Genomic DNA, 14363 nt, shown 5'->3' on the forward strand with positions numbered 1-14363 from the left:
GGACATGAGCCAGCCTCCCGAGTATCCGGGCACCCCGAACGCCCCCCACGGGGGAAACCAGAACCCCCCGGGCTACCCGCCGCCCCCCGGTTACGGCGCGCCGCCCCCGCCTCCTCCCGGTTACGGCGCACCGCCCCCGCCTCCTCCCGGTTACGGCGCGCCGCCCCCGCCTCCCCCGCCGCCGGGTTACGGCCCGCCGCCGGGCGGCTACGTCCCACCCGGCCCGCCCCCGGAGGCTGGACCCCTTCCCGGTTACGGCGCGCCCCCGCCCGGTTACCCACCCCAACCGGGTTACGGCTGGCCACCCGGCGGCCAGCCGGCCCCGGCTTTCAGCGTGGGTGAGGCGTTCGGCTGGGCATGGAACAAGTTCACCCAGAACGCGCTGGCGTTGGTCGTTTCCGTCCTCATCTACGGGGTGCTGATCGGTGCCGCCTGCGGCGCGAGCGCACTGGGCGGCACGATGGGTGACATCACCACGATGACAAGCTCCGACGGCTTCAGCAGCGCCACGACGAACATCAGCGCGGGCGGGGTGGTGATCATGATCGTCGGCTACCTACTCGCCTACGCCGTGGGAATATTCGCCCAATCCGCGTTCCTGTCCGGGTGTCTCGACATCGCCGACGGACAGCCGGTGAGCATTGGCTCGTTCTTCAAGCCGCGCAACCTCGGCATGGTGATTCTCGCCGCGATCATCGTCGGCATTCTCACCGCACTCGCCTCGATCATCTGCTTCATTCCCGGCCTGATCCTGGGCATCTTCGCCCAGTTCACCATCCCGTTCGTCATCGACCGGTCGCAGTCCGCCATCGACGCGCTGAAGTCCAGCTTCTCGACCGTCTCGTCGAACTTCGGCAACGCGCTGCTGGCGTGGCTGGTGCAGGTGGCGGCGGTGGTCGTCGGCGTGTTGGCCTGCGGTGTGGGCCTGCTCGTCGGGGGACCCATCGCCGCGCTCGTCCTGATCTACGCCTACCGCAAGCTTTCCGGCGGGCACGTCGTCCCGCTGCAGCCGCCGGGCTACCCGGCGGCCTAGCACTTCCGCCGGGCCGTGGCCGTTGACCCGGGCGGATCGGCGGCGGCCGCTGGTCCCGGCGGCTATGACGAGTTCGTCGACCCCGACGGAAACGTGCGGCCGGCGTGGTCCGAGCTCGCCGACGCCGTCGCTGAGCGCGGCAGGGCCGGACTGGACCGGCTGCGCTCGGTGGTCAACAGCCTGATCGACAACGACGGAATCACCTACACCGCCGTCGATTCCGGCCTCGAGCCGCGGCCGTGGAGCCTGGACACCCTGCCGATCGTGGTTTCCGCGGCCGACTGGGAGGTGCTCGAGGCCGGGCTGGTGCAGCGGTCGCGGCTGCTCGATGCCGTGCTCGCGGACCTCTACGGGCCGCGCAGCCTGCTCACCGAGGGCGTCCTGCCACCGGAGCTGGTGTTCGCGCACCCCGGTTACGTGCGTGCCGTCAACGGCATCGAGATCCCCGGGCACCACCAGCTTTTCATGCACGCCTGCGACGTCAGCAGGCTGCCGGACGGCGGCTTCCAGGTCAACGCCGACTGGACGCAGGCGCCCTCCGGCGCCGGCTACGCGCTGGCCGACAGACGCGTTGTGGCGCACTCGATTCCGGACCTCTACGAGAGGATCGCACCGCGCCCGACGACACCGTTCGCCCAGGCCTTGCGGCTGGCGCTCATCGAAGCCGCGCCCGACGTCGCCCAGGATCCGCTGGTCGTGGTGCTGTCCCCGGGCATCTACTCGGAGACCGCGTTCGATCAGGCGTATCTGGCGACCCTGCTGGGCTTTCCGCTGGTGGAGAGCGCGGATTTGGTGGTGCGCGACGGCACGCTGTGGATGCGCTCGCTGGGCACGCTGAAGCGGGTGGACGTGGTGCTTCGCCGGGTCGACGCCGAGTTCAGCGACCCGCTGGACCTACGGGCCGACTCGCGGCTCGGCGTGGTCGGCCTGGTGGAGGCGCAGCACCGCGGGACGGTGACCGTCGTCAACACGCTGGGCAGCGGCGTCCTGGAAAGCCCTGGGCTGCTGCGTTTTCTGCCCGAGCTGGCCGAGCGCCTGCTCGGCGAGGCCCCGCTGCTGCGCACCGCGCCGGCCTACTGGGGCGGCATCGCCGGCGAACGCTCACACCTGCTGGCCAACCTCTCGTCGTTGCTGATCAAGTCCACCGTGGGCGGGAAAACCCTTGTGGGGCCGATGCTTTCGTCCGGGCAGCTGGCGCGATTGGCCGCGCGAATCGAGGACGCGCCGTGGCAGTGGGTGGGCCAGGAGCTGCCACGGTTCTCGTCGGCGCCCACCGATCACGCCGGCGTGCTGTCCTCGGCCGGGGTCGGCATGCGGCTGTTCACGGTGGCCCAGCGCAGCGGCTATGCCCCGATGATCGGCGGCATCGGCTACGTGTTGGCGCCCGGGCCCGCCGCATACACGCTGAGAGCCGTTGCGGCAAAGGATGTCTGGGTGCGCCCAACGGAGCGGGCGCGGGCCGAGACGGTCACCCTTCCCTCGGCGCCGGCGAAGACCGCCGCCGGCACCTGGGCGGTCAGCTCGCCGCGCGTGCTGTCCGACCTGTTCTGGATGGGACGCTACGGCGAGCGGGCCGAGGGGATGGCCCGGTTGCTGATCGTCGCGCGCGACCGCTTCCACGTCTATCGCCACCGGCAGGACACCGAGGAAAGCGAGTGCGTGCCGGTGCTGATGGCCGCGCTGGGCGCGATCACCGGGAGCGACACCGGAGCCGACGGCGATCAGGCCGAGATGATCGCGATCGCCCCCTCGACGCTCTGGTCGCTGACCGTGGACCCGGACCGGCCCGGATCCCTCGTCCAGTCGGTGGACGGGCTGGCGCTGGCCGCCCGGGCGGTGCGCGACCAGTTATCCAACGACACCTGGATGGTGCTGGCCGGGGTGGAGCGCGCGGTGGCGCTGCGCTCCGACCCGCCGGATTCGCTCGCCGAGGCCGACGCCGTGCTCGCGTCGGCGCAGGCGCAGACGTTGGCCGGGATGCTGACGCTGTCGGGGGTGGCCGGCGAATCGATGGTGCGCGACGTGGGCTGGACGGTGATGGACATCGGCAAACGCATCGAACGCGGCCTGTGGCTGACGGCATTGCTGCGCGCCACGCTGACCGACGTCCGCGGCGCCGCCGCCGAGCAGACGATCATCGAGGCGACGCTGGTGGCGTGCGAATCGTCGGTCAGCTACCGGCGCCGCACCGTCGGCAAGGCCAGCGTGGCCGCCGTGGCCGAGCTGATGCTGTTCGACGCCGACAACCCGCGGTCGTTGCTCTATCAGCTGGAGCGGCTGCGCTCCGACCTCAAGGACCTGCCCAGCTCGTCGGGGTCGTCGCGTCCGGAACGGTTGGTCGACGAGATCAGCACCCTGTTGCGCCGGTCGCATCCCGAGGAGCTGGAAGCCGTCGCCGACGGGCGCCGCGCCAAGCTGGCGGACCTGCTCGAGGCGATACACGCCGAGCTGCGTGACCTGGCCGAGGCCATCACCGCGACGCAGTTGGCGCTCCCGGGCGGCATGCAGCCGCTGTGGGGCCCCGACCAGCGGCGGGTCATGCCCGCCTAACCGGCGACCGCGGCGGCGCGTCCCGATCCCGAGGTCACCTCGTCGATCACGTCGTGAATGAACCGCATCTTGTCCAGCACCGCCACCGGCAGCACGAAGGGGTACAGGTCGTCGTGGCCCATCGAGCGGTTGACCATGTTCAGCGACCACGACAGCGGCAGCCACATCTCGATGATCGTCTGAAAGGCGCTGGGGCCCAAGGCGGGCCGGTCGAACGTCGCCGACGCCGGCGCCAGGCCGCACCAGGCCGAGGTGTCCAGGGCGTCGCGGATGTGCAAGTAATGGGCGAACGTCTCGGCCCAGTCCTCGGCCGGATGCATGGTCGCGTACGACGACACGTAGCTTTCCTGCCACCCCTCGGGCGCACCGTCGCGGTAGTGCCGATCCAGCGCCTCGGAGTAGTCGGCGTCGGGATCGCCGAACAACTCGTTGAATCGCGCCAGGTACCCGCCCGACGGGGTGATCAGCCGGTAGAAGTAGTAATGCCCGACCTCGTGCCGGAAATGCCCGAGCAGCGTCCGGTACGGCTCTTCCATCTCGACCCGCAGCTGCTCGCGGTGGACGTCGTCGCCCTCGGCCAGATCCAGTGTGATGACGCCATTTTCGTGGCCGGTGAGCACCTTCTCGTACGCGCTGGACAGCAGCCGGAACCCCAGCCCGTGGTCCGGGTCGCGGTCACGCCCGACGATCGGCAGCTTCAGCTCGTGCAGCTCAGCGATCAGCCGCCGCTTGGCCGCCTCGGCGCGGGCGAACACGGCCAGGCCCTCGGTGTCGGTGTCGTTGGGCCGTTCCAGGGTGAGCGCGCACGACGCGCACAGCCCGCCGGGCTGACCAACGGGCACCAGCCAATTGCATTCCGCGAGATGCAGATTGGCGCACAGGTGATAGTCGTCGGCGTCCACGGCGCCGGCGTGGTCGCCGCCTTCGCCGCTCGCGATCACCAGCAGTGCCATCTGCTCGAGGGAAAACCCCAGCGCGCTGCCGCACGACAGGCACGCGGAGTTCTCGAACGTCAGCCGCTGGCCGCACTGGGGGCAGTGGAAGTCACGCATCCAGCACATCGCCTTCGTAGGGCACGACGTCGACGGCGACGTCGATCACGCTGTGCTCGGAGTCGGTGTAGATGATGCCACGCAGCGGCGGGACGTCCGCGTAATCGCGCCCGCGCCCCACGACGATGTAGCGCTCGTCGACCATCTGGTCATTGGTGGGATCGAGCCCCAGCCACTCGAACCGGCCCTGCGAGGGCTGGGTGGGTATCCATACCGCCGGCCAGGCATGGGTGGCGTCGATACCGATCATCCGGTCCTTTCCCAACGGGGGGTCGGTGGCCAGGTAACCGGACACGTAGCTGGCCGCCAGACCGTTGGCTCGCAGGCAGGCGATCGCCAGCCTCGCAAAGTCTTGGCATACCCCCTCGCGGGCCCGTAGAACCTCGTCGACCCCGGTGGAAATCGTCGTCGACCCCGAGCGGTAGGTGAAGTCGGTGAAGATCCGCGACGCCAGGTCGCGCAGCACGTCGATCAGCGGGCGTTGCGGCACGAAGCTGGGGGCGGCGTACTCGCGGACCGCATCGGTGATCTCCGGCGGGTTCAGATCCAGGGCGAATTCGGTCGCGAGCGCTCCCGTGCGGCCGGCGGGGCGCGCGGCCTCCCACGGCTGCACCGCCGGGCCGGTCGTGTACCGCCCCGGAGCCGGCGGATACACGTCGACGAGGGAGTCGCTGGTGATCGTCAGGGCGCGGTGCGGCTCGGTCACGTGGAAATACGAGCTGACGTTGCCGTAGCTGTCGCGGCTGGTGGAGCTGTCGGCGGCGGCCGGTTCGATGGTCAGCCGATGGTCGATGCAGCGCTGCCGCGGCGAGTCCCGGGGCGTGAGGAAACCGCGGCCATACGAGCTGGTCACGACGTCGGAGTAGCGGTACTCGGTGCGGTGGGTGACCCGATGGCGGCGCGCGACCGGGGCCTCAGTTTCTGACGCCACGGGCTGATTGCACCACAAAACCGGCCCATCCCGGAGCCAAGCCGGCCGCGGCCGGAGCACAATCGAGAGGTGGCCGTGTGGGGCGACGTCGCCCGCATCGTTGGTGGGCTGGCGCTCACCTCCGAGCCGTCACCGCACGAGTGGCGGGTCGGCAGGAAGCTGCTGGCATGGGAGCGGCCGCTGCGCCCGTCGGACCGCGAAGCGCTGACGGGGAGCGGGGTGGAGCCACCGGAGGGCGACATCCTGGGCGTCCGGGTGTCCGACGAGGGCGTCAAGTTCGCGTTGATCGCCGACGAGCCGGGCGTGTACTTCACCACCCCACACTTCGACGGGTATCCGGCGGTGCTGGTCAAACTGGCCGGGATTTCGGTCCGCGACCTCGAGGAGCTGATCACCGAGGCGTGGCTGACGCAGGCGCCGAAGAAGCTCGTCCAGGAGTTCCTGGCCGACTCGTTGTGAGCGGCGTCAAGCCTGGCGTAGCTCGATCACCCGCTGCAGGTCGTCGACGCAGGCCTGCACGACGTCGGCGAGCACCACCTCGGTTCTCTCGCGGGCGTCCGACTGCAGCTTCGCGGCGTGGCCGCGCGCCGCGGCGATGTATGCGGACGCCCCGGCGGGATCCGAGTCGGCGAGTGCAGTCGCCGCCGCGAGTTCGACCAGCACGGCCCGCACGGGTTTCGGAAGCCGGTCGCAGCAGCCGTCGACGGCGGGCGCGACGGCGCGTGCGAGTTGCAGCACGGAGCCGGCGAGCAGGGCCACGTGGACGGCCTGGTGATCCGCGGCCTCGACGGCGTCGCGCAGTCCCCAGCGCCGCGGCGAGATCCGCACGACGTGACGGGCGGTGGTGCGGGCCTGGATGAGCCCGCCCAGCTGTTCATGGACCCGGTCGACGACCGACAGCGGCCAGTCGGGCGCGGGCACCCTGCGTCCGGCGGCGACGTCCGCGGCGCGCGCCAGCACGCCCTGCAACACACGCAGCACGCCGATGCGCGCCCGGCGGAGCACCCTCAGCGGGTCGGCCGGGAACAGCAGGACGGCGAACACGATGGCCAGGCAACCGCCGATCAGGGCGTCGTCGATGCGTTCCCACCCGACGCCGCTGCGGAACAGCGCCAGCACCAGGATCGACGACACGACGGTCTGGTTGGCGAACATCATGCCCTGCCCGATGTAGCCCTGGCCGACCACGACCGCCACCGACAGCGCGAGCAACGCCGCGAGGGCGATGGGGACGGCCCCGGTCCCCAGCAGGCCCTGCACCAGGGTGCCCAGCCCGATCCCCAGGGTCACGCCGATCATCATCTGAACGGCGCGCTGCGCGCGCAGGACGTTGGTGATCGACAGGCACACCGCGGCGGCGATGGGCGCGAAGAACGGCTGGGGGTGACCGAGCACGTCGTGCGCCAGGTACCAGGCCAGGCCCGCGGCGACCGAGGTCTGCACGAGGTTGAACCATCGGTCACGCAGCCGCTTGACGGCCGCGTACGCGGCGGGTGGCACCGTCCGCAGCGAAGTGGTCATGAAGGATTGCTTACCTCAGGCCACGCGCCATCGCTCGCCGTGGCGCTATCGCGCCGGCTTGGCCGGCTATGCCCGGACCCTTCGCCGAGCCCCTTCGCCGAGCCCGTTCGCCGAGCCTGTAAGTATGCAGAAGAAGTGCGAGTGAGGGCCTGCAGATTTACAGGCTCGGTGAATTGGCGCGTCGCGTCGCGCCGGCTATGCCCGCCGCAACTCGAACAGCGGAATCACCCGGCTGGTCTTGGACTGATACTCCGCGAAGCCGGGCGCCGCGGCGGTGACCTTCGGGAAAAGCTCCTCGCGCTCCGCGGCCGACAGTTCGCGGGCCGTCACGTCGAACGTGTTGGTACCGACCTCGACGTGTGCCCGCGGGTTGGCGCGCAGGTTGTGCACCCAGGCCGGGTTGACGGGGGCGCCGGCGAAGGATCCGACGACGATCAGCCTGCCGTCGATGCGGAAGTAGGCCAGCGGCGACACGCGCGGTTGGCCGGACTTGGCGCCCGTCGTGGTCAGCAGCAGCAGGTCGGCGCCCGCGAACTGGCCGCCGACCTTGCCGTCGTTGGCCCGGAACTCGTCGATGATGCTCGTGTTGAACGCGTTGATCGTCTCGGTGTCAGGAATCTCGGTCATGCCCGCTCAACCCGCTCCGGCCTGGCGTCTATTCCGGACTCCTTGCGCTGCTGGGCGGTGATCGGCGCCGGCGCGTCGGTGAGCGGGTCGACGCCACCGCCGGTCTTCGGGAAGGCGATCACCTCGCGGATGGAGTCGACCCCGGACAGCAGCGCGTTGATCCGGTCCCAGCCGAACGCGATGCCGCCGTGCGGGGGCGCGCCAAACGTAAACGCCTCCAACAGGAATCCGAACTTCTCCTGCGCCTCGGCCTTGTCCAGGCCCATCACCGCGAACACGCGTTCCTGGATGTCGCGGCGGTGGATGCGGATCGAGCCGCCGCCGATCTCGTTGCCGTTGCAGACGATGTCGTAGGCGTCGGCCAGCACGCCGCCGGGATCTTGATCGACCGCGTCCTCGTACTCCGGCTTGGGCGAGGTGAACGCGTGATGCACCGCCGTCCACGCCCCCGACCCGACGGCGACGTCCCCGGCGGCGGTCGCCTCCTCGGCGGGCTCGAACAGCGGCGGGTCGACCACCCAGACGAACGCCCACGCGTCCGGGTCGATCAGGCCCAGCCGCGTGGCGATCTCGCCGCGGGCCGCGCCGAGCAGCGCCCGCGAGGATTTGACGGGGCCCGCGGAGAAGAAGATGCAGTCGCCGGGGTTGGCGCCGACGTGGCCGGCGAGGCCGGAGCGTTCGGCGTCGGACAGGTTCTTGGCCACCGGGCCGCCCAGCTCGCCGTCCTCGCCGACGAGGACGTAGGCCAGGCCCTTGTGCCCGCGCTGCTTCGCCCACTCCTGCCAGCCGTCCAGCGTGCGCCGCGGCTGCGAGGCCCCGCCGGGCATGACGACCGCGCCGACGTACGGGGCCTGAAAGACGCGAAAGGTGGTGTCTTTGAAGAACTCTCCGCATTCGACGAGCTCCAGCCCGAACCGCAGGTCGGGCTTGTCGGAGCCGAACCGCCGCATGGCGTCGGCGTAAGCGATCCGCGGGATCGGGGTCGGCAGCTCATAGCCGATCAGCGCCCACAGCGCGGCCAGGATCTCCTCGGAGATCGCGATGACGTCCTCGGCGTCGACGAAGCTCATCTCCATGTCGAGCTGGGTGAATTCGGGCTGGCGGTCGGCGCGGAAGTCCTCGTCGCGGTAGCAGCGCGCGATCTGGTAGTAGCGCTCCATGCCGGCCACCATCAGCAGCTGCTTGAACAGCTGCGGGCTCTGCGGCAGGGCGTAGAACGAGCCGGGGTGCAGCCGGGCCGGCACCAGGAAGTCGCGCGCCCCCTCCGGCGTCGAGCGGGTGATGGTCGGCGTCTCGATCTCGACGAAGTCGTGCCGCGCCAGCACCGCGCGCGCGGCGGCATTCACCTTGGAGCGCAACCGGATTGCGGCCGCCGGGCCGTCGCGGCGCAGGTCCAGGTAGCGGTATTTCAGCCGCAGCTCCTCCCCGGCGGGCTCGTCGAGCTGGAACGGCAGCGGCGCGCTCTCGCCGAGCACCGTCAGCGAGGTGGCGTTGACCTCGATGTCGCCGGTCGCGATCTCGGGGTTGGCGTTGCCCTCGGGGCGGATCTCGACGATGCCCTCGACGGCGACGCAGAACTCGGCGCGCAGCCGGTGCGCCTGGGCCAGCACGTCGGAAGCCCGGAACACCACCTGCGCGATGCCGGAGGCGTCCCGCAGGTCGATGAAGATGACGCCGCCGTGGTCGCGGCGTCGGGCCACCCAACCGGCCAACGTCACCTTGTGGCCGGCGTCGCTACTCCGTAGCGATCCCGCAACGTGGCTGCGCAGCACAAACACTCCCCTTCGCCGTGAACGACTGACCAGTCTAAGGGGCGGTGTAACTTCGCTCTTATCGCCACGAACATCGCACTGGTCGGTCCCGGTGCCGTCGGAACGACGGTCGCCGCGCTGCTGCACAAGGCCGGGCATTCGGTGCTCGTGTGCGGGCGCACCCCACGCGACAACATCGAGCTGCGGCCCGACGGCGCCGCCCCGATCGTGGTGCCCGGCCCGGTGCACACCGACCCCGGCGAGGTGACCGGGCCGGTCGACCTGGTGGTGCTGGCCGTCAAGGCCACCCAGAACGACGCGGCCGCCGGCTGGCTGGCCCGCCTGTGCGGCGCGCACACGATTGTCGCGGTGCTGCAGAACGGTGTCGAGCAGGTCGAGCAGGTCAAGCCGCACTGCCCGTCGTCGCCCGTCGTCCCGGGCATCGTCTGGTACTCGGCCGAGACCCAGCCGCAGGGGTGGGTGCGGCTGCGCGGCGAGGCGGCGCTGGTGCTGCCCAGCGGGCCGTCGGCGGAGACGGTCGCCGAGCTGCTGCGCGGCGCGGGCTGCCGGGTGGACTGCGACCCCGACTTCATCACCGCGGCGTGGCGCAAGCTGCTCGTCAACGCGCTGGCCGGGTTCATGGCCCTGTCCGGGCGGCGGTCCGGCATGTTCCGCCGCGACGACGTCGCCGCGCTGTCGCGCCGCTATGTCGCCGAATGCCTGGCCGTCGCGCGGGCCGAGGGCGCCCGGCTGGCCGACGGCGTGGTCGACGAGCTGGTCGACCTCTTCCGCACGGCCCCCGAGGACATGGGCACCTCGATGCTGGCCGATCGGGAACACCACCGGCGGCTGGAATGGGACATCCGCAACGGCGTGATCGTTCGCAAGGCCCGCGCCCACAACCTGGCGACGCCGATCGGCGACATCGTGGTCCCGCTACTGGCCGCGGCCAGCGACGGACCGGGCTAGGTTATTAGCCATGACCTTCAACGAGGGTATGCAGATCGACACCAGCACGGCGTCGTCGTCCGGCGGGGGCGGCATGCGGATGGCCCTCGGGGGCGGCATCGGCGGGCTGCTGATCCTCGTCATTGCGATGTTCCTCGGCGTCGACCCCGGCGGCGTCGTCACCCAGCAGCCCATGGACACCCGCGACGACGTCGCGCCCGGTTTCGACCTGAGCCAGTGCAGGACCGGGGCCGACGCCAACAAGTACGTGCAGTGCCGCGTGATCGCCACCGGCAACTCGGTGGACGCGGTGTGGCATCAGCTCATGCAGGGCTACACCCGCCCGCACGTGCGGCTGTTCACCGGTTCGGTGGAGACCGGCTGCGGGCACGCCACCACCGCGGTGGGGCCGTTCTACTGCCCGGTGGACCGAACGGCGTACTTCGACACCGACTTCTTCAAGGAGCTGGTCGACCGATTCGGTTCCAGCGGTGGACCATTCGCGCAGGAGTACGTGGTCGCCCACGAATACGGCCATCACGTGCAGAACCTGCAGGGCATCCTCGGCCGCGCCCAGCAGGGCGCGCAGGGCGCCGGCGGCAACGGCGTGCGCGCGGAGCTGCAGGCGGACTGCTACGCGGGCATCTGGGCGCACTACGCGTCGACGGTCAAGCAGGAGAGCACCGGCGTACCGTACCTGGAGCCGTTGAGCGACAAGGACATTGCCGACGCCCTGTCGGCTGCGGCGTCGGTGGGCGACGACCGGATCCAGAAGGAGACGAGCGGACGCGTCAACCCCGAGTCGTGGACCCACGGGTCGGCCACGCAACGGCAGAAGTGGTTCACCGTCGGCTACCAGAGCGGTGACCCGCACCAGTGCGACACCTTCGCCGCCACCAACCTCGGCTAAACGCCACTCAGCAAGCCCCGCAACGTGGTTCGGCCCTGCTCGTCGAGCGGTAGTAGCGGCGCGCGCGGGTCCCCGGCCGGGAAACCCAGCAGGTCCAGGCCGGCCTTCACGGTGGTGGCCAGCCCGCCCGCGACGATGAACTCCAGCAGCGGCCTGAGGTCGTCGTACAGCGCCTGCGCCTTGTCGAGGTCGCCCGCGCGCACGGCGTCGTACAGGTCGATGCACGGCTGCGGCCGCAGATTCGGTGCGGCCGTGCACCATCCGGAGGCGCCGGCCTTCAGGGCGTCGAGCACCAGCGGGTTGCTGCCGTTGTAAAACGGCAGCCGGCCGCCGGACAGTTCGGCGATGCGCCGCATGCGCGACAGGTCGCCGGTGGATTCCTTGACCATGGTGACGTTGTCGATGGTCTCGAACATGTCGACCAGCAGTTCGGGGCGCATGTCGACGCCGCTGGTGGCCGGGTTGTTGTAGGCCATGATCGGGATCCCGATCGCGTCGCCGATGCTGCGGTAGTGCTGGGCGATCTCGCGCTCGGTGAGCTTCCAGTACGACACCGGCAGGATCATCACCGCGTCGGCGCCCGACCGTTGCGCGTACGTGGCGCGCCGAATCGTCTTGGCGGTGGTCACATCCGACACGCCGACGACGACGGGCACCCGGCCGGCGACGGCGGCCATCGTGGCGTCGACGACGGCGTCGAACTCGGGCTCGTCGAGGTAGGCCAATTCGCCGGTGCTGCCCAGCGGGGCGATCGCGTGGACGCCGGAGGCGACGAGCTTCTCGACCAGCGCGGCCAGCCGTTTGGCGTCGATGCCGCCTTCGTCGAACGGCGTCACCGGGTAGGCGATGATGCCGTGGATCTTAGGCTCGGGCACGGGGCTCCTTAGCTCGTCAGGGCGTCGGGGTGGCGGGCCAGCGCGCGGCGGGCGTAGTAGGCGAAGTTGGCGCGGCTGCGCTGCGGCGACAGGGTCCAGTCGTGGGCCTCGCGGGCGAGACGCTCGGGGAGTTCCTTGACGGTGCCGGCGGCCATGGCCGTCAGTTGCAGCTTGGCGGCGCGCTCGATCAGGACCGCCAGCGAGCAGGCCTCCTCGACGCTCGCGCCGGCCACCACCTGGCCGTGATGGGCCAGCAGGATCGCCTTCTTGTCGCCGAGCGCGGCGCTGATGATCTCGCCCTCCTCGTTGCCGACCGGCACCCCGGGCCACTCGGCGAGGAACGCGCAGTCGCCGTAGAGGGGCGTGGTGTCCATGTGGGAGACGATCAGCGGGACCTCCAGCATCGACAGCGCCGCGACGTGAAAGGCATGGGTGTGCACGATGCATTGGACGTCGGGCCGCGCCCGGTAGATCCAGCTGTGAAAGCGGTTGGCGGGGTTGGGGATTCCGTCCCCGTCGAGGACGTTGAGATCCTCGTCGACCAGCAGCAGATTGCCTTCGGTGACCTCGTCGAAGCCGAGGCCCAGCCGCTGGGTGTAGTAGGTCCCGGCGGCCTCGGCCCGGCCGGTGATCTGTCCGGCCAGCCCGGAATCGTGCCCGGCGTCGAACAGCGCGCGGCAGGTCAGCGCGAGCTTCTGCCGGGTGGTCAGCCGCGAATCGGCTTGGTCGGCGGCCAGCTGTTCGGCGGCCCGACGCATCAGGTCGGACTTCGAGTCGGAAAACGTGGCGGCCATGTGACACAATGGTAGCACCATAGGAAACCTTGTGTCATGAGAGGGGGGCCGCCGGTGACGGCTTTGCTTCGCGCCGTCCGCAGGCAACGCGGCCTCACCCTCGAGCAACTCGCCGGGCAGACGGGGCTGACCAAGAGCTACCTGTCGAAGATCGAGCGCCGCCAAAGCACACCGTCGATCGCGGTGGCCCTGCGGGTCGCGCGGGCGCTCGACGTCGACGTCGGGCGGCTGTTCTCCGACGAGGCGGCCGAGGAGAAGATCGCCGTCGACCGGGCCCCGGGCGGCGCCGGCGGCGGGCGCTACCGGGCGCTGGCGTCGTCGCTGCTGGGAAAGTCCATGTCGCCCTTCGTGGTTCGCCCCACGAAGAACCCGGCCGACGATCCCCGCCCCGAGCACGCGGGCCAGGAGTTCGTGTTCGTGCACGCCGGACGTGTCGAGCTCGATTACGGGGATCGGACGATCGCGCTCGGCGCCGGTGACAGCGCCTACTTCGACGCGTCCGTTGGTCACACGATGCGGGCGGTCGGCGCCGAGCGCCCCGAAGTCGTCGTCGTCGCACACGGCGAGCCGCGATGACCGAGCTGCTGTTCTCCTACGGCACCTTGCGGCAGCCGGAGGTCCAGCGCGCGACGTTCGGCCGCGAGCTCGACGGCCACCTCGACGCCATCGTCGGATACGACCTGGACTACGTCACCATCACCGACCCGCACGTCGTCGCGACCAGCGGCAGCGACCGCCACCCGATCCTGCGGCCGTCCGATCGGGCCGACGCGCACGTCGACGGGACGGTGTTCGCCATCAGCGAGGCCGAGCTCGCCGCCGCCGACCAGTACGAGGTCGACGACTACCGCCGCATCGCGGTGCCGCTGCGATCGGGTGCGACCGCGTGGGTGTACGTGTTCGCGGGCTGACTACCAGGGCCGCGTCGCGCAGGTGACGGCGGAGGTGGCGTCCTGTTTCGCGACAACCTGGCCGTCCACGGCGATCTCGCAGTGAAACGAGGCGGGGCCGTTGCCCGAATCCGGCCAGTGCAGGATGCCGCTGGCGGTGACGATCGCCCACTGGTTCGGGTTTGCCAGCGTGGTCGAGTAGACGACGGGCTGCCCGCCGCTGAGCGGGGCCTGCACGTTGTTCATGTACTTCGACGAGTCCGCGTTGTACGCCGCCTGGCTGGGTGGGTCGGAGTTCATGTACTGGACGGTGGCGGTCAGGTTGTTGGGACTCGTCACGGTGTAGGTCACCTGATGGCCGGCCGGGTCCGCGTGTGAGGTCGCGGGCGTGATCGCCACCGCCGCGGCGGCTGCAAACGTTGCCAACGCGACCCCGCTGGTCACTTTTCGCACGTTCGTCATATCGGGAACGCTACCGGAT

14 protein-coding genes and 1 pseudogene are annotated in these 14363 nt (G+C 70.5%); 7 read left to right on the plus strand and 8 right to left on the minus strand.

Going from position 1 to position 14363, the window contains the following annotated elements:
* Positions 1-4: 4 nt before the first annotated feature.
* Together G6N25_RS00565 and G6N25_RS00570 are read left to right on the plus strand one after the other, a co-directional pair.
* Positions 5-1033: a hypothetical protein gene (locus G6N25_RS00565; protein ID WP_163672328.1), complete on the plus strand. Its 1029-nt coding sequence runs from the start codon at positions 5-7 to the stop codon at positions 1031-1033.
* 51 nt (positions 1034-1084) lie between these two features.
* A pseudogene (locus G6N25_RS00570) lies at positions 1085-3583 on the plus strand (circularly permuted type 2 ATP-grasp protein); the annotation flags it as partial.
* On the opposite strand, the gene G6N25_RS00575 reads toward G6N25_RS00570, so the two are convergent.
* Together G6N25_RS00575 and G6N25_RS00580 are read right to left on the minus strand one after the other, a co-directional pair.
* Positions 3580-4635: a zinc-binding metallopeptidase family protein gene (locus G6N25_RS00575; protein WP_083077429.1), complete on the minus strand. Its 1056-nt coding sequence runs from the start codon at positions 4633-4635 to the stop codon at positions 3580-3582. The pseudogene G6N25_RS00570 and the gene G6N25_RS00575 overlap by 4 nt on opposite strands.
* The gene (locus tag G6N25_RS00580; protein WP_083077424.1) at positions 4628-5566 is read right to left on the minus strand and encodes a transglutaminase family protein; all 939 of its coding nucleotides are present in this window, start codon (positions 5564-5566) and stop codon (positions 4628-4630) included. Before G6N25_RS00580 ends, G6N25_RS00575 begins: the two co-directional genes overlap by 8 nt.
* A gap of 69 nt (positions 5567-5635) precedes the next feature.
* On the opposite strand from G6N25_RS00580, the gene G6N25_RS00585 reads away from it, so the two are divergent.
* Complete coding sequence (locus tag G6N25_RS00585; protein ID WP_083077423.1) at positions 5636-6025, plus strand: MmcQ/YjbR family DNA-binding protein; 390 nt, start codon at positions 5636-5638, stop codon at positions 6023-6025.
* A gap of 6 nt (positions 6026-6031) precedes the next feature.
* Here G6N25_RS00585 and G6N25_RS00590 read toward each other — a convergent pair whose 3' ends face one another.
* From G6N25_RS00590 to aspS, 3 genes are all read right to left on the minus strand, one after another.
* Positions 6032-7087: an FUSC family protein gene (locus tag G6N25_RS00590; protein WP_083077421.1), complete on the minus strand. Its 1056-nt coding sequence runs from the start codon at positions 7085-7087 to the stop codon at positions 6032-6034.
* Positions 7088-7282: 195 nt separating this feature from the next.
* On the minus strand, positions 7283-7714 hold the full coding sequence (locus G6N25_RS00595) for a nitroreductase family deazaflavin-dependent oxidoreductase (protein ID WP_083077420.1): 432 nt from the start codon (positions 7712-7714) through the stop codon (positions 7283-7285).
* On the minus strand, positions 7711-9492 hold the full coding sequence (gene aspS, locus G6N25_RS00600) for an aspartate--tRNA ligase (protein WP_142272887.1): 1782 nt from the start codon (positions 9490-9492) through the stop codon (positions 7711-7713). The genes G6N25_RS00595 and aspS overlap by 4 nt, the downstream gene beginning before the upstream one ends.
* 54 nt (positions 9493-9546) lie before the next feature.
* Here aspS and G6N25_RS00605 point away from each other — a divergent pair, with 54 nt between their 5' ends.
* Entirely contained in the window at positions 9547-10434 is an 888-nt protein-coding gene (locus G6N25_RS00605) for an oxidoreductase (protein WP_179961694.1), read from the plus strand.
* A gap of 10 nt (positions 10435-10444) precedes the next feature.
* Positions 10445-11323 (plus strand): KPN_02809 family neutral zinc metallopeptidase, encoded by an 879-nt coding sequence (gene ypfJ / locus G6N25_RS00610; protein WP_083077416.1) that lies wholly within the window; start codon positions 10445-10447, stop codon positions 11321-11323.
* On the opposite strand, the gene G6N25_RS00615 is transcribed toward ypfJ, so the two are convergent.
* Positions 11320-12198: a dihydrodipicolinate synthase family protein gene (locus G6N25_RS00615; protein ID WP_083077415.1), complete on the minus strand. Its 879-nt coding sequence runs from the start codon at positions 12196-12198 to the stop codon at positions 11320-11322. The two genes, ypfJ and G6N25_RS00615, sit on opposite strands and share 4 nt — an antisense overlap.
* An 8-nt stretch (positions 12199-12206) precedes the next feature.
* A complete protein-coding gene (locus tag G6N25_RS00620) occupies positions 12207-12992 on the minus strand; it encodes an aldolase (RefSeq protein WP_083077413.1) in 786 nt (261 codons plus the stop codon).
* A gap of 54 nt (positions 12993-13046) precedes the next feature.
* On the opposite strand from G6N25_RS00620, the gene G6N25_RS00625 reads away from it, so the two are divergent.
* Both G6N25_RS00625 and G6N25_RS00630 read left to right on the plus strand, forming a co-directional pair.
* Positions 13047-13568, plus strand: coding sequence for a helix-turn-helix domain-containing protein (locus tag G6N25_RS00625; RefSeq protein WP_083077407.1), 522 nt, complete (start codon positions 13047-13049; stop codon positions 13566-13568).
* Positions 13565-13903 (plus strand): gamma-glutamylcyclotransferase family protein, encoded by a 339-nt coding sequence (locus G6N25_RS00630; protein WP_083077406.1) that lies wholly within the window; start codon positions 13565-13567, stop codon positions 13901-13903. Before G6N25_RS00625 ends, G6N25_RS00630 begins: the two co-directional genes overlap by 4 nt.
* Here G6N25_RS00630 and G6N25_RS00635 read toward each other — a convergent pair whose 3' ends face one another.
* On the minus strand, positions 13904-14344 hold the full coding sequence (locus G6N25_RS00635) for a hypothetical protein (RefSeq protein ID WP_083077404.1): 441 nt from the start codon (positions 14342-14344) through the stop codon (positions 13904-13906).
* Positions 14345-14363: the final 19 nt, after the last annotated feature.

Origin of the sequence: Mycobacterium heidelbergense (genome assembly GCF_010730745.1) — a bacterium.
Taxonomy (GTDB): domain Bacteria; phylum Actinomycetota; class Actinomycetes; order Mycobacteriales; family Mycobacteriaceae; genus Mycobacterium; species Mycobacterium heidelbergense.